This window comes from Flavobacterium sp. CFS9, from assembly GCF_041154745.1.
Lineage (GTDB): Bacteria > Bacteroidota > Bacteroidia > Flavobacteriales > Flavobacteriaceae > Flavobacterium.
Map to the genome: position 1 here is coordinate 2,988,391 of NZ_AP031573.1, position 20,928 is coordinate 3,009,318.

15 protein-coding genes are annotated in these 20,928 nt (G+C 35.8%); 6 read left to right on the plus strand and 9 right to left on the minus strand.

Annotated features, from left to right (window positions below; translation table 11 throughout):
• Window positions 1–200: 200 nt before the first annotated feature.
• A complete protein-coding gene (der, locus tag ACAM30_RS12920; protein ID WP_369615037.1) occupies window positions 201–1,508 on the plus strand; it encodes a ribosome biogenesis GTPase Der in 1,308 nt (435 codons plus the stop codon).
• 147 nt (window positions 1,509–1,655) lie between these two features.
• Window positions 1,656–4,406 (plus strand): outer membrane beta-barrel protein, encoded by a 2,751-nt coding sequence (locus tag ACAM30_RS12925; protein WP_369615038.1) that lies wholly within the window; start codon window positions 1,656–1,658, stop codon window positions 4,404–4,406.
• Window positions 4,407–4,476: 70 nt separating this feature from the next.
• On the opposite strand, the gene ACAM30_RS12930 is transcribed toward ACAM30_RS12925, so the two are convergent.
• The 8 genes from ACAM30_RS12930 to ACAM30_RS12965 all read right to left on the minus strand — a co-directional run bounded on the left by ACAM30_RS12930 (window position 4,477) and on the right by ACAM30_RS12965 (window position 12,194).
• A complete protein-coding gene (locus tag ACAM30_RS12930) occupies window positions 4,477–5,220 on the minus strand; it encodes a DUF2490 domain-containing protein (RefSeq protein ID WP_369615039.1) in 744 nt (247 codons plus the stop codon).
• Between the two features lie 179 nt (window positions 5,221–5,399).
• Window positions 5,400–7,946 carry a TonB-dependent receptor gene (locus ACAM30_RS12935; protein ID WP_369615040.1) on the minus strand — a complete coding sequence of 849 codons (2,547 nt, stop codon included), beginning with the start codon at window positions 7,944–7,946 and terminating at the stop codon, window positions 5,400–5,402.
• A 252-nt stretch (window positions 7,947–8,198) separates the two neighbouring features.
• The gene (locus ACAM30_RS12940; protein WP_070908800.1) at window positions 8,199–8,612 is read right to left on the minus strand and encodes an Rrf2 family transcriptional regulator; all 414 of its coding nucleotides are present in this window, start codon (window positions 8,610–8,612) and stop codon (window positions 8,199–8,201) included.
• Between the two features lie 271 nt (window positions 8,613–8,883).
• On the minus strand, window positions 8,884–9,711 hold the full coding sequence (locus ACAM30_RS12945) for a YgcG family protein (RefSeq protein ID WP_369615041.1): 828 nt from the start codon (window positions 9,709–9,711) through the stop codon (window positions 8,884–8,886).
• 3 nt (window positions 9,712–9,714) lie between these two features.
• Window positions 9,715–10,152: a TPM domain-containing protein gene (locus tag ACAM30_RS12950; RefSeq protein ID WP_369615042.1), complete on the minus strand. Its 438-nt coding sequence runs from the start codon at window positions 10,150–10,152 to the stop codon at window positions 9,715–9,717.
• 56 nt (window positions 10,153–10,208) lie between these two features.
• Window positions 10,209–10,793 carry a LemA family protein gene (locus ACAM30_RS12955; protein ID WP_369615043.1) on the minus strand — a complete coding sequence of 195 codons (585 nt, stop codon included), beginning with the start codon at window positions 10,791–10,793 and terminating at the stop codon, window positions 10,209–10,211.
• Between the two features lie 41 nt (window positions 10,794–10,834).
• Window positions 10,835–11,167 (minus strand): MerR family transcriptional regulator, encoded by a 333-nt coding sequence (locus ACAM30_RS12960; RefSeq protein WP_369615044.1) that lies wholly within the window; start codon window positions 11,165–11,167, stop codon window positions 10,835–10,837.
• Between the two features lie 49 nt (window positions 11,168–11,216).
• Entirely contained in the window at window positions 11,217–12,194 is a 978-nt protein-coding gene (locus ACAM30_RS12965) for a M23 family metallopeptidase (RefSeq protein WP_369615045.1), read from the minus strand.
• Between the two features lie 263 nt (window positions 12,195–12,457).
• Between ACAM30_RS12965 and alaS the strand changes: the two genes are divergently transcribed.
• Complete coding sequence (alaS, locus tag ACAM30_RS12970) at window positions 12,458–15,094, plus strand: alanine--tRNA ligase (RefSeq protein ID WP_369615046.1); 2,637 nt, start codon at window positions 12,458–12,460, stop codon at window positions 15,092–15,094.
• Window positions 15,095–15,369: 275 nt separating this feature from the next.
• Window positions 15,370–16,122, plus strand: coding sequence for a hypothetical protein (locus tag ACAM30_RS12975; protein ID WP_369615047.1), 753 nt, complete (start codon window positions 15,370–15,372; stop codon window positions 16,120–16,122).
• 215 nt (window positions 16,123–16,337) lie between these two features.
• Here ACAM30_RS12975 and ACAM30_RS12980 read toward each other — a convergent pair whose 3' ends face one another.
• Entirely contained in the window at window positions 16,338–18,083 is a 1,746-nt protein-coding gene (locus ACAM30_RS12980) for an ABC transporter ATP-binding protein (RefSeq protein ID WP_369615048.1), read from the minus strand.
• 377 nt (window positions 18,084–18,460) lie between these two features.
• Here ACAM30_RS12980 and ACAM30_RS12985 point away from each other — a divergent pair, with 377 nt between their 5' ends.
• Window positions 18,461–19,216, plus strand: coding sequence for a hypothetical protein (locus ACAM30_RS12985; RefSeq protein WP_369615049.1), 756 nt, complete (start codon window positions 18,461–18,463; stop codon window positions 19,214–19,216).
• A 638-nt stretch (window positions 19,217–19,854) separates the two neighbouring features.
• Window positions 19,855–20,811 carry a GSCFA domain-containing protein gene (locus ACAM30_RS12990; RefSeq protein ID WP_369615050.1) on the plus strand — a complete coding sequence of 319 codons (957 nt, stop codon included), beginning with the start codon at window positions 19,855–19,857 and terminating at the stop codon, window positions 20,809–20,811.
• Window positions 20,812–20,928 lie beyond the last annotated feature (117 nt).

Genomic DNA, 20,928 nt, shown 5'->3' on the forward strand with positions numbered 1-20,928 from the left:
GTTTCACATATCACATTTTACATTTAACAAATCTCAAGAAAAAAGAACAAAAATCTTAGGTACTTAGAAACTTAGCGACTTAGTCACTTTTTTAACTACCTTTGCAAAAAAATTAAACAAAGCATTTTAGATTATAAGTGATAGATTTTTAAGAACCTAAAAATCTAAAATCTAAAATCTAAAATCTAAAATTTACACAAATGAATAACATTGTTGCGATAGTAGGAAGACCTAACGTGGGGAAATCAACCCTGTTTAATAGGCTGATACAAAGAAGAGAAGCTATTGTAGATTCAGTATCCGGGGTTACCCGTGATAGAAACTATGGTAAAAGCGAGTGGAACGGAAAAGAGTTTTCTGTAATTGATACGGGTGGATACGTTCGCGGATCTGATGACGTATTTGAAGGTGAAATCCGTAAACAGGTAGAACTGGCTATCGACGAAGCCGATGTTATTATTTTTGTAGTGGATGTTGAAGAAGGTATTACACCAATGGATGAAACAGTGGCCAAATTGTTGCGTAAAGTAACAAAGCCTGTTTTGTTAGCGGTAAACAAAGTAGACAACGCGATGCGTGAGAAAGACGCAGTTGAATTTTACAATCTTGGTCTTGGAGATTATTTTACTTTCGCTAGTATTTCAGGAAGCGGAACAGGAGATTTATTAGATGCTTTAATTGACGCATTTCCTGAGAAACCGGTTGTTGAGGTTAAAGAAGATTTACCACGTTTTGCAGTTGTAGGACGTCCGAATGCTGGTAAATCAAGTTTTATAAACGCTTTGATCGGACAGGATCGTTATATAGTAACCGATATTGCAGGAACTACCCGTGATGCAATTGATACAAAATTTGACCGTTTTGGTTTTGAATTTAATTTAGTAGATACTGCGGGAATCCGTCGTAAAGCTAAAGTGAAAGAAGATTTAGAGTTTTATTCTGTAATGCGTTCGGTTCGTGCCATCGAGCATGCAGATATCTGTATATTGGTTATCGACGCAACCCGTGGATTTGAAGGGCAGGATCAGAGTATTTTCTGGCTGGCTGAGAAAAACCGTAAAGGAGTTGTAATCTTGGTAAACAAGTGGGATTTGGTAGAAAAAGATACCATGTCGACTCGTGATTACGAAGAGAAAATCAAAAAAGAATTAATGCCTTTTACTGATGTGCCAATTTTATTCGTTTCGGCTTTAACCAAACAACGTTTGTTGAAAGCATTAGAAGCTACAGTTCAGGTTTTTGAAAACAGAAAACAAAGAATTGCTACTTCAAAATTCAACGAATACATGTTGAAAGTAATTGAAGCTTACCCGCCTCCGGCAACAAAAGGAAAGTATGTGAAAATTAAATATTGTATGCAGTTGCCAACGCAAACGCCTCAGTTTGTGTTTTTTGCCAACATGCCACAATACGTTAAAGAACCTTACAAACGTTACCTGGAAAATAAAATTAGAGAAAATTGGGATTTCGCAGGAGTGCCAATTGATATTTATATCAGAGAGAAATAAAAGTAAAAGTCCTCCTAAAGAGGACTTTTTTTATGCCTTGTTGTTAATTCAAACTATTTTTGCAATCATACTATTTGACCGAATGTTTCGTTCATAATAAACCTTTTAGCTCTTATGGAGTCTTACTGTCTCAAACGAACCATTTTCATGACCAAATATTTATATTTCCTGATTACTTTCCTTTTTTGTTATGCGGCGAGTGCCCAAAATGATATTGTTATTAAAGGAACCGTAGTAGATATCAATACACAATTGCCGCTTGAGCTGGCAACGGTTTATTTTACCACGGTTAAAGATTCTACCGTAATCGAATATGCAACAACCGATAAAAATGGGGCTTTTAGCATTACCACTAAAAAGTATGATAAACCTGTTTTTCTTAAGGTTAATTATATGGGATATCAGCCTTATTTTGAGGAAGAAAAGAGCCTTCAGGAGAGTAAGGATTTCGGGAAGTTGTATTTGCTTGAAAATGTAAACGCCTTAAAAAATGTCGTGATAAAAAGTGAAGCACCGCCAATTACCATTAAAAAAGACACTTTAGAATTTAATGCGGCTTCCTATAAAGTCCGTCCGGACTCCAATGTAGAGACTTTATTGAAACAATTACCGGGTTTTGATGTGGGAACAGATGGAAAGGTGACGGTAAACGGTAGAGAAGTCAATCAGGTTCTGGTGAACGGGAAAACTTTCTTTGGTAAAGACGGTGCGATTGCGTTAAAAAATCTGCCTGCGGAAATAATTAAAAAGGTTCAGGTGTCTGATTTTAAAACGAAGAAAGAAGAGCTCTCCAGGCAGGAATCAACTTCGGATTTTTCAAGTATCAACATTACAATTGACGAAAAGAAGAACAAGGGGTACTTTGGAAAAATATTGGGAGGTTATGGCTCCGACGATCGTTATGAAAGCAGTCTGATCTTGAACTTTTTTAATAACAAACAGAAAATTAGTCTTTTGGCTTCTTCCAACAATATTAATTCCACAAGTTTTGCGATGGATGAGGTTTTTGATACGATGGGAGGCGGACGAAATAGTAAAGGAAATAGCAGTTCGGGCAGTGGCAAAGGAATTACACAGTCTAATTTAGTAGGACTTAATTACTCCGATGACTGGTCGAAAAGCTGGTCGGGAATGGGAAGTTATAATTTTTCGAATTCCGTTACTAATAATGACAGTAAATCCGATCAGGTGAGTTTTTTACCTACTGGAAATATTGCTACTTCGGCCGATTCTAAAACCAGAAATGAAAATACCGGAAACAACGCGAATTTTGAGTTAGAATATAAAATTGATCCCACAACCCGATTGGTCATAACGCCAAAAGTCAATCAGTCCCGTTCGAATAATAACTCATCTTCATCGAGTTTTTCGGAAGATGAAAATGGAAATTCTCTGAATGAAAGTACTGCTAAATCCTACTCGGAAAGTACGAATACAAGTTTGGGGAATACCATCAATTTTAATAAAGCTTTCAAGAAGGACTATCGCAATTTTAATCTTTCTTTTGACAGCAATAACACCAGTACAGACAGCGAAGCCAGGAATCTTTCGCAGACTATTTTTTATCAGGACAACAAACCTAATGACGATAGAAATCAGAAAAGCCTAAACAACAATAAAAGTGATGTTTATTCTCTCGAACTTGAATATACAGAGCCGGTGACAGATTCTTTAAGATTAAGATTCGGATCAAATTTTGCCTGGAATAAAGAGATCAAAGATGCAAAAACATTCGATTTCGACAACGCAACACAATCGTATTCAAGTTTGAATGAATCGTTAACGAATTATACCACTTCAAAGCAAAATTCCTTCAGTCCGAAAGTTGGGATGACCTGGCAAAAGCGAAAATTTACTGTTAATTTAAACAGCAGAACTGCAATTGTAGAGTTTGACAATCATTCCTTATACCTTAATAATGCTACCGATTTGAACAAACGATATCTTTTGCCTTATGGGGATTTTCAGGTTCGATACAAATTTAGCCGTTCGAAAAATTTGTCATTCAAATACGATTATTCCAATGCGCTTCCTACAGCGGTTCAATTAATGCCGGTTTTAGATTTAACGAATCCGTTAAATACAATTACCGGAAATCCTGATTTGAAGCCTATTGAAAAAAACAGTGCTAATTTTAGTTTTAGAAACTATGATTTCCGTACGCGTTCCGGTTACAGTTTGTTTGTAAAAGGAGATTATTATAACAACGATGTGGTTTCGACTTCAATTTATGATGAAAGTGGAAAGAGAACTACTACCTATACTAATATCTCAGGAACTTACACAACTTCGATTGGTGGAAACTGGAATCAGTCAGTAAAAAGAGATGCTCACCTTTTTAGATATGGTTTGGGATTGAATGGAAGTTATTCTTTTGATAAAGGATTTACCAATGCCATCATGTATAATGCGAAATCAACAGCGATTACTCCAAAAGTTAATTTAAGCTATGAGTATGGTGAGCTGTTAATCATTTCACCATCTTATAGTTTGTCTTATAACGAAACCAAGTACGAGAATTCTTCAAGAGATGCCAGTTCAAACGTGGTGCACAAAATCAATTTGCAGACGACAAGTTACTGGCCCGAAAATCTGATTTTTGGAAATGATTTTGGCTACACTTATAATTCGAGTATTTCGGGTAATTTCAAAAAAGATTTTTATCTGTGGAATACAAGTCTGGCCTATGGTTTCTTTGATAAAAAAGTGTACGCCAAAGTAAAAGTTTATGACGTTTTAAACCAAAATCAAAGCGCAGTAAGGACGATTTCGACGACATCAATCCGTGATGAAGAAAACACTGTTTTGAAACGCTATATTATGTTCTCAGTAAGTTATAAAATAGGTAATTTTGCTGCTGAAAAAGGGAAAAAGAAAAGGCAAAGAGAGGACTTTTAATTTCCTGCTGAAGGAGTGATGGGCTTCTAGATTTTTGGAATTTGGAATTTAGAGCCTGCTATTTGAAAATTTAAATCCTGGGTTTACGATTAATTCTGTGATAGAAAGTAAATCGGATAATATCCCTGTCATAAAAATCGACTCCGCTGGCTCGTCTTTGGAAGTTTTTCAGGTAGCCTAATTCCAAACCAACATTAGGATTGAAATGATAACGTAAAGCAGTATAAATTCTGTTTTGGTCAAAGGTATTTCGTTTGTTGTCTTTGCCGAAATTAAACATGATTTCGTCCGAAAGAGTAGCTTTTAAACTCTGTTTTTCTTTTTTCCAGAGATCAAATGTGGCTTGTAATCTATAGCGGAATCGGTAAGCAAAAGAAAAATCGTTTAGTAGTTCTGTTTTGGTTGCTTTTTGAAAGAATCGTTCTTCCAGTTGGAAACGGTTGTGAAAGGTAATTCTAGCAGCATCATGAATAAAAGTGACATCCTGCTGCATTCGATATTCCGGAATTGAAAAATCCGGATCAAGCTTTGGATCCTGCGTATTTACATTGAAATAAGCAAAACCGGCTCCCAAATCGATGTTTTTATGAATTCGATATCTTCCCTGAAGTCTTATAACAAATAAATTTTCATGAATAGGATTGACAAAACTTCTGTTGTCAATTTCAGAATGAACCGCCCACTTTTCACTGATAGGTAAAATGTTATAATACCTGATCCAGGTTAAGGTTTGGTGGTCTGTTTTTGTCAGGTTCTGAGCCATTAAAAATGGGCTTACCAAACCAAAACAGAATAGTAATCTGAGAACTTTCATCCAGTTTGTATCAATTCAAGGCGCGAATATATACAAATTGAGATAATTACAGTTGGTAAAGGCTTGATTTTTAAATTGGATTTGAATTCGATTTTGTGATTTTTTGAATGTGTTGGATATAAAAAAAACGAGGTAAGTTTTAAAAACCTGCCTCGTTTAGTTTAAAATTAACTAATTGGTTATAATGAATATTTTAAAGTGATACCATAGGTTCTTTGATCACCAAGTACAGCGGCGTATTGTCCTGCATTTCCACCGGCAGGCAGCAATTGCTCATAATAATCTTTGTTTAATAAGTTACGGCCCCAGAAATGAATAGATAATCCGTCTGATGCACGAAACCCTAAACGAGCATTAAAAATAGCATACCCCGGAACCACTAAGTATTTTGAAGCAGAAGGACTTGATGAAAATTCAGAACGTGCATAAGAATCAACGGCAAGGAAAATTTTCCCTTTATTTCCAAAGAATTTCGCATTGTCAGAAAGCTCACCTCCTAAAGATCCTGCCCATTTTGAAGCACCAGGTAAAGTTGATCCCGAAACATCTTTAAAAGCTACAGGAGCTCCTGTCTCTTCTAACGGAAGTGGTGCATTGGTAAACTTAACATATTTTCCATCAGTATAAGTGGCGGCTGCATTTACAGTCAGGTGCTGGCTAAAAACAAAGCTGGCATCAAGTTCAACACCTCTTACACGTACTTTATCGGCATTGGCAAGGTAACCGCGGTTTACACCAAGTTCGGCAGCCTGAACATTCGTTTGAAAGTCTTTGATTTCTGTATTAAAGAAAGTCAGGTTAAATATAGAATTCTTGAACGGAGAAGTTTTTACTCCAACTTCATAATGATTTACTTTTTCAGGTTTGATTACTGCCAGATCCAATAACGGTAGTCCTTTAGAATCTGTTGGAAGTCCTGCAACATTCACACCCACAGGTTTGTAGCTTTTAGCGTAAGTAGCATAAGCGTTGATTTTATCAGATGCTTTATAAGATACGGTTATGTTTCCTGAGAAATCGGTATTGTCTGTATTCGAAGCAAAAGACTGGTCAGAGTAAACTGATTTTTTAAGTGCCAGTAAAGCCGGATCAGTAGTTTGAAGACCACCGTAAGTAGTACGGCTGTATTGAGCATCTTTTTTGTCGAAGTTGTATCTTACACCCGGTAATACATGTAAACGCTCGGTAATTGCCCAGTCAACCTGGCCAAAAACAGCGGCACTGGAAGCTCTGATTCTGGCATCTGTTTTAATCCCGTATCCTTCAAAAAGACCCGGAGTTTTCCATAAAGGACTGGTACTGCTTTGTGAGAATCTCCACTGTGCATTACCGGATTCTTCTGTTCCGTCAGTCTGCGAAGTCTGATCAATAAAGAAGGCACCAACAACACCGCTAAGTTTAGAAGTCAGCTGACCTGCGTAACGTACTTCCTGTGTAAATTGAGTCTGTCTGGTTGGGTTTTGAGATTTAGCCAAAACTTGTAATCCTGTAAAGTCTCTGTCATTTGACGGATCCCAGTTCCAAAAACGCCACGCAGTTGTTGAAGTAAGTGTTCCTGTTCCAATCTTAGTATCAATATTAAGAGAAATACCTCCCATGTCCTGTCCTGAACGCCATGGAGTATCGTGATCGATTTTTCGATCAAAAGCATTTTGACTTGGAAGCTGATAGTTTAAATCTTTAATGATAGCATCAAATTGTCTGTAAGCAGCTCTTTGTGTGGGCGCGACACCAGCCACAACCTGTGCGTATCCGTCCGGACGTTGCGTTGTGATATCGGCTGCCAAAATAATATTAGTATTTTCTGAAGGAGTAAAAAGCAATTGTCCTCTGATTCCCTGATTGTTTAAACTGTTTGTTGGTCTTCCGGTTGCTACATTGTCGATCAAACCATCGCGTTGTGTACCTGAAAAGGAGATACGACCCGCTACTTTTTTACCCAAAGCTCCTGTAACGGATGCTTTTGCCTGAAGAAATGCATAATTTCCATAACTCACTTCAAAATCAGCACCTGAAGTAAAACTTGGTTTGCGAGTGGTAATGTTAAAGGCACCAGAGGTAGTATTTTTTCCAAATAATGATCCTTGTGGTCCACGTAGTACTTCAATTTGTTCGACGTCAATAAAATCTAGGGTAGTGGCTGCCGGACGGGCATAATAAACCCCGTCTACATAAAAACCAACACCCGGATCAATTCCGTCATTCGTAAGTCCGAAAGGAGAACCAAGACTACGAATATTAATTCCCGTATTTCTTGGATTTGAAGAGTATAATTGTACAGAAGGAACGAGTTCTTTAATTCGGTTAACATTAAAAGCTCCGGTTTGTTCTGCCTGTTTACCGGTAATTACCGATACAGCGATGGGCACGTCCTGAACTTTTTCGATTCTGCGTCGTGAAGAAACCACTACTTCAATAAGTTCGTTTTCTTCTTTAATGGTTATCTGAAGCGGTGCTATTGGTAAATCGGCAAGTTCAATCTCTGTAGTTTTATAACCTACGTATTGAACTAATAAGGTTAACGGAAGTTTTCCTCTGCTGTCGATGCTGAACTTTCCGTTTTGATCGGAAGTAGTATTTGAGGTTGTCCCTTTTATAACAATGTTTGCTGCTTCTAAAGGGATGTTTTCGCCTGTTTTAACAACACCTTCAATGTTTTGTGCAAATGATATGGAGAAAGTTAAAAAAGATAATATTGTAAGTATATTTTTTGTCGAATTTTTCATTTTTATATTAAGTATATGTGATTAGTAGAATTTAAAATAAATTTTTTTTACCAACACATACACATAGTAGAAGAATAGTTTTTCACAGTTGTGAATGGAATAATATAATTTCTTTGCAAAAGATTTTTCGATACATCGATTGGTTGTGAATGTACTCTCATAGTTAAAACTTTAGTAAATGATTTGTTAATTATTTTTTTGCAAATATATATATAAATTCTATCGATTTACTAGGAATTAAAAAATATTTTTTTATTTCTTGATGAGAGAGGCGATTGTGATGCCTTGCATCGCTTTAAGAGTCTCGTCGCGAATGATCATTAAACCATGTCTTAAGCTGCATTCTTCCTCGGTTTTACAATCAGAGCATGGTTCGTAGAAGTTTAATGATGCACAAGGTAATAAGGCAATTGCACCGTCAAATAAACGATGAATTTCTGCCAGAGTGATGTCATTTTTGGAGCGTATCAGATAATATCCGCCAAATTTTCCCTGCTTACTGCTTACCAAACGTCCTCGTTTCAGGTCTAATAAAATCTGCTCCAGGAACTTTTTAGGAATATTGGCTCCATCAGCGATTTCAATAGTTCTTGAAATGTGATTTTCTTCTTGTTCTGCTAAATAAAGTAAGGCCTTAAGGGCGTATTTTGCTTTATGTGATAACATCTTTTATTTTAATTATGAATTATAAATTGTGAGTTATGAGTTATAGGTTTTGAGTAGTTAAACTTAAATTTTATTTTAAAATTTAAGTTTAAGGGGAAACCTGAAACCTGAAACCTGAAACCTGAAACCTGAAACCTGAAACCTGAAACCTGAAACCTGAAACCTGAAACCTGAAACCTGAAACCTGAAACCTGAAACCTGAAACCTGAAACCTGAAACCTGAAACCTGAAACCTGAAACCTGAAACCTGAAACCTGAAACCTGAAACTATTTACCAGCCTCCGCTAGAACCTCCTCCAGAGAAGCCTCCACCGCCAAAACCTCCGCCAAAGCCTCCTCCGCCTCCGGATGATCCTCCGCCGAAGCCTCCAAATCCGCCTCCGCCGCTTCTTCCAAGATTGCTTAGAATGATGACATCGAGCAGGCTAGGACCACCGCCTCCGCTGTTATTGCCTGAATTACCTCCGCCGCCTCTTTTATTTCGGGACAGTAAAATTAATACAATTACGACAATTATAATAAAAGGGAGGATTGGAAAATCTTTTCCTTTGGTTTGTTTGCGTTCACCTTTGAATTTTCCTTTAAAAACATCAATGATCGCATCTGTTCCTTTGTCAAGTCCGTTGTAAAAACTTCCGGCTTTGAACTCCGGAATAATTATATTTCGGATGATTGTTCCGCCAATTCCGGCAGTCAATCGGTCTTCAAGACCGTAACCGGGATTTATGGCAATTTTTTTCTCCTTTTTTGCCAAAAGGATAATAACACCATTATCGTCTTTTGCCGTTCCTCCAATACCCCAGGTTTGTCCCCATTTGGTTGCTAACTGACTTACATCTTCGCCTTTTAAACTTTCGACTGTAATCACTACAATTTGAGTAGTAGTGGAGTCGGAATAACGAATTAGTTTTTGTTCCAGCTGAGATTTTTCAGATGCATTTAGAATGTTGGCATAATCGTAAACCGAAGTTTGTAAACTTGGTTTTTCCGGTATTGTAAATTGTGCAAAAATACTGTTACAGGTAACAAGCGCGATAAACAAAAGAGTAAACTGAAAAATTCTGTTGGAATTTGAGATTTTATATTTGGAAATTTTCATTATTTATCCTTTTGATATTTCGTTTGATAATTCATTACTGTCACCTTCAGACCACGGAAAGTATTTTTTCAATTGTTCACCCGCATTCAAAATACCGTCAACAATACCTTGTTTAAAATTTCCGGATTTAAATTGTTGAACTAGGGCATCTTTAGTGCAGTCCCAAAAATCAGTGGCAACCACGTCGTTTATGCCTTTGTCTCCGCAAATTGCAAAAGTTTTATCAGCAACGGCAAAGTAAAACAAAACCCCATTTTGAAGCTGGGTTTCGTGCATTTTTAATTCATGAAAAACTTCTAAAGCCCTTTCGTAAGGAGCTTTAGAAGTCGTTTGTTCTATATGAACTCTAATTTCGCCAGAAGTATTTTTTTCGGCCACGCGAATTGCTTCTACAATTTCCAGCTCTTCTTCTTTGGATAAAAAATCTTCTACTTTTGACATTGAAATAATTTTAGAGTTTAGATTGTTGATTTTAGATGATGATCTAAAAAAAGGTTTTAGAATTTTACTTCAACCGGTTTGTCTGCACCTGTAGATGCTTCAAAATATGGTTTTTCTTTGTATTCACCCAAGAACCATTTGTTTGGAATTGAAAGAATGTATCCGTTGTATTCCTGTACAGATTCGTTGAAACGGGTTCTGGCAGTCAGAATTTGATTTTCAGTACTTGCCAGCTCATCCTGTAATTTAAGAAAATTTTCATTCGCTTTTAAAGTTGGATATTGCTCAACAGAAACCAATAATTTTGATAAAGAAGAAGATACACCGCTTTGAGCTTGATTGAATTGCGCTAATTGTTCAGGAGTAACGTTACTTGGATCAATTGTTACCGATGTTGCTTTAGCACGGGCTTCAATAACAGCCGTTAAAGTCGATTTTTCAAAATCGGCCGCACCTTTTACAGTATTTACTAAATTTCCAATAAGGTCATTACGTCTTTGGTAAGCTGTTTGTACATTTCCCCATTCTTTATTCACTGCCTGGCTGTATTTTAAACCATTATTTTTAATTCCAATTGACCAAAAAGCAATAATAGCAATTAGTACAACAATAATTCCTACTGGGATTAACCATTTTTTCATATCTGTTTTGATTTAAGTTTGTTTCTGATTTAATAAATGTGTTATAATTCGTTCTTAATATCGATTAATTGTGTTTTGATGGTCTCTAATTTACGTATTATTTCGAATTTATCTAATGTTTTCTTTTGTCCTTCTTTCAAATGTGTTTTGGCACCTTCAAGTGTAAAACCTCTTTCTTTCACCAAATGATAGATCAATTGCAAGTTCGTAATATCATCGGGCGTAAACATTCGATTGCCTTTGGCATTCTTTTTTGGTTTCAAAATGTCAAATTCGCTGTCCCAAAACCGAATCAGTGATGCATTGACATTAAAAGCTTTGGCCACTTCGCCAATGCTGTAATATCGTTTATCTTTTGAAAGCTCAATATGCATGGTTCTTAATTTTCTATAATTTATTCCAAAAATACTACTTTTTGCAGTATTAATCTAATGACTGATTTTCCTGGTTTGCCATTTGTGAAATAGCCACATATTCGACAGCCGAAATATTACCGTAATAAAAGTTCAGCGGATTTACGACTTTGCCGTCTTTGTGTACTTCATAATGACAATGCGGTCCTTCAGATCTTCCTGTGCTTCCCACATAACCAATAACATCGCCTCGTTTTACACGTTGTCCGGGTCTGCAATTGTATTTGCTTAAATGCGCATACAAACTTTCGTAGCCAAAACCGTGCCTGATGACCACATGATTCCCAAATCCTGATGCTGAATTATCAGCGCGCTCTACAACGCCATCTCCGGTAGCATAAACGGCAGTGCCTGTTTTGGCGGTGAAATCCATTCCGTTATGCATTTTTCGCACTTTGGTGAACGGGTCGGTTCTGTACCCAAAACCGGAGGCCATACGAATTAGATTCTCATTTCGCACAGGCTGAATGGCCGGAATTGCAAGCAGTAAATTACCTTTCGTACTGGCTAATTTTAAAATTTCATCTAACGATCGAGACTGAATCGCTAATTCTTTAGAGAGGCGATCTATTCGTTTTGTGGTGTTTAAAACCAATTGAGAATTGTTGTAACCCTCTAAATCTTTATATTTTCTGGAATCTCTGAAACCTGCTTTTCGAATAGAATCCGGAATTTCGGCTTTGTTAAAATAAACTCTGTAAATGTTATTGTCTCTGTTTTCCAATGTCTCGGCTACAGCATCGATTTCATCCATTTTTCTGTTCAGAATGGCATATTGTAATTTCAGATTTTCAATTTCGCGTGCCTGTAAACGATCTTTCGGTGTTTCAAAATAGGGAGTATTGATTAAAAGTATAAAAACTAAAAAGCCAAATAATGCAGAAGCCAATAAAAACAGTAATGCGTAGCCAACTTTAGCCCTTTTTCGGGTCTTTATTTTTGTATAAGCCAGATTTTCTGAGTCGTAATAATATTTTACTTTCGCCATATTTTAAAATACCCTATTTTTGCAGCTTGTAAAATAAGTTAGTCGAACAAATTTAGTAAATGTTTCAGATGTTCGGGACTTTTTCAACAATAAAAACAATTAGATAATTTGAACAATTAGATAATTAGATAATGCATCCATTAGACGATTTATTGCAGTGAACAATAAGTTTTAAAATTATAATTTTCTAATGCTCTCATTATCAAATTGGCACATTTTCAAATTATCACATTTTCAAAATTGACACATTTTCTAATTATAACATGAAATCACAAGACGTACGTAAACAATTTCTAGACTTTTTTAAGAGCAATGGACACTTAATCGTTCCATCTGCTCCAATTGTGCTTAAAGACGATCCAACCCTAATGTTCAACAACTCGGGGATGGCCCAGTTTAAAGAATTTTTCTTAGGAAACGGAACGCCAAAAAGTCCAAGAATAGCCGATACGCAAAAATGTCTTCGTGTTTCAGGAAAACATAATGATTTAGAAGATGTAGGTTTTGATACCTATCACCATACTATGTTTGAGATGTTGGGTAACTGGTCTTTTGGAGATTATTTTAAAAGAGAAGCTATCAATTGGGCCTGGCAACTTTTGACGGAAGTGTATAAAATTCCAAAAGAAAATTTATACGTTTCTGTTTTTGAAGGAAGTAAAGAAGATAATGTGCCTTTTGATCAGGAAGCCTGGGATATCTGGAAAGAATTAATCGATGAAGACCGCATTATTCTGGGGAATAAAAAAGACAACTTCTGGGAAATGGGAGATCAGGGACCATGCGGGCCTTGTTCTGAAATTCACGTTGATTTACGTCCAGAATCTGAAAAAGCATTGGTTACAGGAAAAAGTCTGGTAAACAATGACCACCCGCAAGTAGTTGAAATCTGGAATAATGTATTTATGGAATTCAACCGTAAAGCAGATGGATCTCTGGAAAAACTTCCGGCACAACACGTTGATACCGGAATGGGATTTGAGCGTTTGTGTATGGCACTTCAAGGCAAAACGTCTAACTATGATACAGATGTTTTTACACCGCTTATTGAGAAAGTAGAACAAATTACAGGATTAAAATATACGTCTGACGAGGTAAAAAATATCTCAGAGGAACAAAATAAAACCAATATTGCAATTCGCGTTGTGGTAGACCACGTGCGTGCGGTCGCTTTCGCCATTGCTGATGGGCAGTTACCATCTAACACTGGTGCTGGTTATGTAATTCGTAGAATTTTGCGTCGTGCAATTCGTTACGGATTTACATTCCTGGGAACAAAAGAACCTTTTATTAATAAATTGGTGGAAGTTCTGGCTAATCAAATGGGAGAATTTTTCCCGGAAATCAAATCACAGCAACAATTGGTTACCAATGTAATTCGTGAAGAAGAAGCTTCATTCTTAAGAACTTTAGATCAGGGCTTGCAGTTGTTAGAAAACGTAGTGGCTGAAACATCCGGAAAAGAAGTTTCAGGATCTAAAGTATTTGAGTTATACGATACTTTTGGTTTTCCAAAAGATTTAACAGCTTTGATTTTAAAAGAAAAAGGGTTCTCTTATAACGAAGAAGAATTTGAAGCTGAATTGCAAAAGCAAAAAGCACGTTCTCGTGCCGCTTCTGAAGTTTCTACCGAAGACTGGAATGTTTTAATTCCCGGAAATGTTGAAACTTTCGTTGGTTATGATAAAACTGAAAACGAAGTAAAAATTACTCGTATCAGAAAAGTAGATTCTAAAAAAGACGGTATTTTGTACCAAATCGTTTTAGACCATACACCGTTTTATCCGGAAGGAGGAGGACAAGTTGGAGATAAAGGAGTATTGGTTTCTGCAAACGAAACAATCGAAATTATCGACACGAAGAAAGAGAATAACTTAATCCTGCATTTTGCAAAACAGCTTCCGGAAAATGTAGAAGCAGGTTTTGCAGCAAAAGTAAATACAGATTTAAGAACATCAACTTCAAAGAATCACTCGGCTACGCATTTAATGCATTTGGCTTTGAGAAGTATTTTAGGAACGCATGTAGAGCAAAAAGGGTCGTTGGTAAATCCAAATTACTTGCGTTTTGACTTTTCTCATTTCAGCAAAGTTTCTGACGAAGAAATTAAACAGGTTGAAGCTTCTGTAAATGCTCAAATTGAAGCGCAGCTACAATTGGTGGAACACAGAAACATTCCGATTAAAGAAGCTTTAGATAAAGGTGCAATGGCTTTATTTGGCGAAAAATACGGAGATAATGTTCGTATGATCGAGTTTGGAGAAAGTAAAGAACTTTGTGGTGGTATTCACGTAAAAAATACGGCTGAGATCTGGCATTTCAAAATTATTTCTGAAGGGGCTGTTGCAGCGGGAATTCGTCGTATTGAAGCAATTACGGGTGATGCTGTGAAGAATTTCTATGTAAACCAGGAAAACACATTAGCAGAAATAAAAGAAACACTTAAAAATCCGCAGGATATTTTAAAATCGGTTGCTTCACTTCAGGATGATAATGCGAAACTGAAAAAACAAGTGGAACAATTGCTTAAAGAAAAAGTAGGTTCTTTAAAAACGGAATTGGAGAAAGATTTTCAGGAAGTAAGCGGCGTAAATTTCCTTGCGAAGCAGGTTGATTTAAGCATGGCTTCGACTAAAGATTTAGCTTCGGCATTAGGAAGTTCAAAACCTGATTCATTTGTGTTTTTGGCTTCTGTTGAAGACGGTCTTCCAAATATTCATTGTTATATTGCAAAAGAACTTGTGGCTTCAAAAAGCTTAAATGCAAATGCAGTAATCAAAGAATTAGGAAAATATATTGAAGGAAATGGAGGAGGGCAGCCTTTCTTCGCTTCCGGAAAAGGAAAAAATGCTTCTGGAATTGCTGAGGCACTGGCTAAAGCAATTGATTTTGTGAAGTAAATTCAAGTTCTAAATATATAGTTCTCGCAAAGTCGCTAAGACGCCAAGTTATAAAAAGCTTAGTGTCTTAGCGATTTTTTAATATTTCTATTTCTTCGCTTGTTTTAATTAGTAGGTTTTTTCTGTGATTTTGCGAAAAAAACTTTATGTCTCTGCGCCTTTGCGAGATTAGCAAATTAAGAGTAAAGAGGTTTTTTTGTCGGATAAAAGAGATAGGTTTTTAAGTTTTGTTTTACTTTATTTGTAGGATTGTTAAACAAATAAATTTATCCAGCATGAAAAGAATTCTATGTTTCGTTAGTATTTTATCACTTATTTTAACTTCTTGCTCCAGTAATGTTGAAAGTGCTGTCAATGCAGAAAATATACTTTTGCCCACGACAGAAAAATACACAAATGCCTCTTATCCGGAAGATAGCAGTACTGTGACCTATGCTTATGATGGAAACAAAATTACCAGTTTAACATACGACAATGGTTCTGCAGTACTATTTACGTATACCGGTAATTTAATCACAAAAGCAGTATACACAGAAACTTATGAAGGTGCAACTCACACAAGTACTACGACTTTTACATATGAAAATGATAAACTTAAATCTACATTAAAAGTTAATTCGGGAAATTCTTTGCATAAAAAAAGAACTTATACCTACAATCCAGACGGAACAATTTCTACAGTTACCATTTTAATTAATCCTGTAACTTTGGAAGAAACAGAAGATTCAACCAGTATTCTTACTTTAGATGCTAATGGTAACATCATTAAACAAGAATCGGATGGTTTTACGACTGTAGTAGAATATGATACTAAAAACAGTCCTTTCAAAAGTATATTAGGATATAGTTCGTTGCTGGACTCCGATGTTTTTGATCAGGATGCTAACTCTTCAAATAACCTGACAAAAGTGACTGATATATCTGGCGATGGCAGTCAGGATATAAACACTTATGTCAATACCTACAATAGTGATAATTATTTAATTAAATCGGTAAACGGCAGTGAAACAAAAGAGTACACGTATTAAAAAAATAGAATTACTTTCACAAGCTTAATTGAAAACAAACTAGCTCCGGTTAGAAAAAAGTAAATCCGACAGATTTTAAAATCTGTCGGATTTTATATTTTTGTCATTACGAGCGAAGGGAGAAACCTTCGCTCGTAATGACAAATAGTGTTCTTTAATAATATTTAAAGAAACTCAGAATCTTAGCAACTTAGAGCCTTAGAATCTTAATTAAACTATTTACGCTCTCCAATCTGCTGGCGCCACATCGCGTAATAAAGCCCTTTTTCAAAAATCAAATCTTCGTGTTTTCCTTGTTCGATGATTTTTCCCTGTTCCAGTACGAATATTTTGTCGGCATGCATTACGGTTGACAGACGGTGCGCAATCAGAACCGTGATTCTGTTTTTGTCGGATATATTTCGAATAGTGGTGTTGATTTCTTCTTCGGTAATAGAATCCAGGGCAGAAGTGGCTTCATCAAAAATCAATAAATTCGGGTTTCTTAAAATAGCACGGGCAATCGACAAACGCTGTTTTTCACCACCGGAAACTTTAATCCCACCTTCTCCAATTGTCGTGTTTAAACCGTCTTCGGCACGTTGCAGCAGTTTTTCGCAGCTTGCTCTTTTCAAGGCATCGTATAAGTCTTCATCGGTTGCACTAGGCCTTACGAACAATAAATTCTCGCGGATTGTTCCCGAGAATAACTGTGCGTCCTGAGTAACGAATCCTAATTGTTTTCTTAAGTCCAGTAAATCAATTTCGGTAGAATCGATGTCGTTGTAGAATACCTGACCTTCCGCTGGGGTGTACAATCCAACCAGTAATTTAACCAAAGTTGTTTTTCCTGATCCTGACGGGCCTACAAATGCAACGGTTTGTCCCTGTTTAATTTCGAAATTGATATTCTCAACCGCTTTAAATTTAGCGGTTTTGTGTTGAAAACTTACATTGGAAAAGAGTAAAGACTGAATCGCTCCGACATGCTTTGGGTTTTTCGGACGAAATTCTTTCGGAGCACTCAATAAGGTCTTAAAATTCTCCATCGAAACCTTAGTTTCATTTAAGGCAATAATGAAGTTTCCAAGTTCCTGAAGCGGACCGAAAATGAAAAAAGTAAAGAAAACCATCGTCAGCAAATCACCCACAATAATTTTTCCTCCAAATAAGAAATAATACAAAGTGAAAACCACACAAGTTCTCAAAAAGTGTACAGTTGTACCCTGAATAAAACTCAAACTCCTTATGAAACGGATTTTTTGAAGTTCAAGCTGTAGAATTTTAAACGTATTTAGGTTCAGACGTTTTTCTTCCTGATAGGTCAATCCAAGACTTTTTACAAGTTCGATATTTCTTAAACTTTCGGTGGTCGAACCGGCTAGAGCATTGGTTTGATTTACGATTTTTTTAGAGACAATTTTGATTTTTTTGCCCAGATACGAACTAACCAGAGCAATAATTGGCGCCGTGATCAAAAAGATAATCGAAATACGATAATCGATTCGGGCAACATAAACAATCACAAATACAAAACCAATCACAGTCTGGAAGATTAAAGAAATTGATAGTGTGATTAATTTTTCAGAATCAGAGCGTACTTTGGTAAGTTTGCTTAAAGTTTCGCCGCTTCGTTGGTCTTCAAATTCAGCAAACGGCAGGTCAAGTGATTTTTTAATTCCATCTGTATACATTTGTGCTCCGGTACGCTGAATGACAACATTGGTAAAATAGTCCTGAAAGTTTTTGGTAATTCTCGATACCATTGCAGCACCAAGCGAAAGTCCTAACCAGAAGGCTAATGATTTGATAAAACCGACTGCGTTTCCGTCGTATTTATGTAAACCAACACCACAATCCTGCATTAATTTACCGGTAATAATAGAGTCCGATAAACTGAAACAAATGTTGATCGAAGCCATAATCAAAGCAAAAAACAGTAACATTTTATGTTTGATTATATAAGAATATAGTAATTTCATAAAGTGAGTTTGAATTTATGGAGGATGTAAAAGTAGTGAATTGTTTAACACTGTTAAGTTGATTTTTGTTATTAAAAATGTAATTTTTTTTACAGATGAAATTGCCGGTGTTTTTTAAGAGTAGCGTGTTTTAATTTTCTGCAAAACATCTTTTTTTATAGGAGAGCTGAATGAAACTTTAAGAAAAAAGCTAGGTTTTGATATCGCATTTTAGTTTTTGATTAAATTTTATCATTAATGGATTTAATATATCTTGCTTGTTATTAATGTGTTTTAGGATGTCTTGGGTCGTGGTATGTTTTTAAATGTGGAATCCCGTAAGGTTTTAGTTTTGGGTTGTCTTAAGTTTGCGGCAAAATAAATTTAACCAAATCAAAATGAAAAAAATTTTATGCCTTTTTAGTGCTTTGGCTCTAGTAGTTTCTTCTTGTTCAAGTGATGATGCCGCAGATGCATCAGCTTCAGTAAAACCATCAAAAATTGCTTATTCTTATTCTGATCCTACGGAGAATTATTATACAGACATGAACTATGAGGGAAGCAAACTAGTAAGTGAAATAGATAATGACGGTTACACACTTAAGCATTTTTATGTTGGTGATTTAATCTCAAAAACAGAGCAATACGGGATAGATAAGACACTTAAATCTACTACGGAATATAGTTATTCTGCAGGAAAGCTAGCTTCTGAAACTGTAAAAAATGCAGGTGAAACTAAATTTTACAAAACGAAATATACCCAAAATGGTGATGGGACTATTTCTTTTGCAGAGTTTTATGTTAATGCTGCAACAGGAGTTGAAGAAGAAGGTGGAAAAATTGGAAAATATACGTACAAAGACGGTAACTTAGTGAAGTATGAAAGTTCTTATTATGGTAAACCAAATACTACGTATACGTATGAGTATGATTCAAAAAAGAATCCTAATACTAATATTGCTGGGGTTAAACTTTTAACGGGTATGGAAGAGAGTGCTTCAGTTAACAATGTTGTTAAAATAACAGGCACTTCAGCGACTTCATCTTATGTAAATACTTTCTCTTATGTTTACAATAACAATAATTTTCCAACTGAGAAAAAACAATTTAATGACAAGGGAACGTTAACGGAGACAGCTCAAATTACATACTAAAAGTAAACTTATCAACTTTACACGAAAAACCAAATACTCTTGTATTTGGTTTTTTTTTTGGGCCAAAACGGGTAAAATTCGTGTTCAGATTAAACGTCATGTAGTTCAGAACCCAAATTCCAATTTTTTTTAACTGTGAGAAATAAGCAAATACAAGAAAACAGCTAGGTATTTATACTCTTTTTTGTTTTTTATTTTATTTTTTTTCTGAAACACACATTGTTTTATGTTTTTCATTATCAATGCTTTACGTTTGTTTTGGGTTAGCTGGTCAGTTTTCAATGTGGAATCCCGTAAGGTTTTGATTTTGAGATGTATTAAGTTTATGATGTTGAAAATAATACTGCTAAAAATATTTTAGAGTTTGATAAAATTTCTTTGATGGATGGAGAAGGAAGCGGAGTTTTTCACAATGAATTTCAGATACTTTAGGAAAGATCGTATGGTCTACCTATAGTTATGCATATAATACAGTAGGATATCCTGAAAGAAGCATTGATAATGTTGAAGGATTAAAATATACATCTGAGCATTTCTAGTAATAGAAAGTTTAAAATTTGGGGGCGAAAAGTCGGGAGCATTTTGTTTTCGGCTTTTTTGTTTGTGAAAAATAACCGAAATTTACACAAAACATCTTCATGCAATTCAGAACTCAGATTCCAATTTCAAAAAGCAGCAATCCAATCGATTATCATTCGAAGATTATTTCTATGGGGTCTTGTTTTGCGGAAAACATGGCAGGGAAATTTGATTATTTTAAGTTTCAGAACGAAACCAATCCATTTGGAATTATCTTCAATCCGGTTTCTATTGAGAAAGTGATTCAGAGAGTGGTTCAACAGGAGTTTTTTACAGAGAAAGATGTTTTTTTTCATAACGAACGCTGGCATTGTTTTGAAGTACATTCAGATTTGAGCCATTCCGATCGACAGGAGCTGCTGCAAACACTTAACGAAACAATAACTGAGACAAACAAACAAATCAAAGAGGCGACTCACATCATAGTAACCTATGGAACCTCGTGGATTTACAGAAATATTGAAAGTAACGAAGTAGTCGCCAATTGTCATAAAGTACCGCAAAAACAATTCACAAAGGAATTATTGACTGTTGATGTAATTCAGAAAAGCATTCAGAATACAATCGGTTTAATTCATGGTTTAAATCCGAATGTAAGTTTCATTTTCACCATTTCACCGGTACGCCATATCAAAGACGGTTTTGTAGAAAATCAATTGAGCAAGTCGCATTTGTTTTCGGGGTTTCACCAGAATCTGCAATCTAAAATCAATAATCAACAATTAGAATATTTTCCTTCTTACGAAATTATGATGGACGAACTTCGTGATTATCGTTTTTATGCCGAAGATATGCTGCATCCGAATGCTGTAGCAATTGACTATATCTGGCAGAGATTCAGTGAAAATTATATTGCGGAGAATAGCATTTCGACCTTGCAGGAAGTAGAAGAAATTCAAAAAAGTCTGCACCATCGAAGCTTTAATCCGGAATCTGAACAGCATCAGAAATTTTTAGCCAAACTTCGCCAAAAAATAAAAGCTGTAGAAGACAAGTGGCCGCATATTAAGTTTTAGAACCTTCTTGGTTTTTAGTACGTTTTGATATTCAGAGCATTGTAAATGTTCACTGCAATTTCAACAGAGCAGAATTCTTTACGATTGCGCTTAATAATCAGAATGTCAAACGTAAGA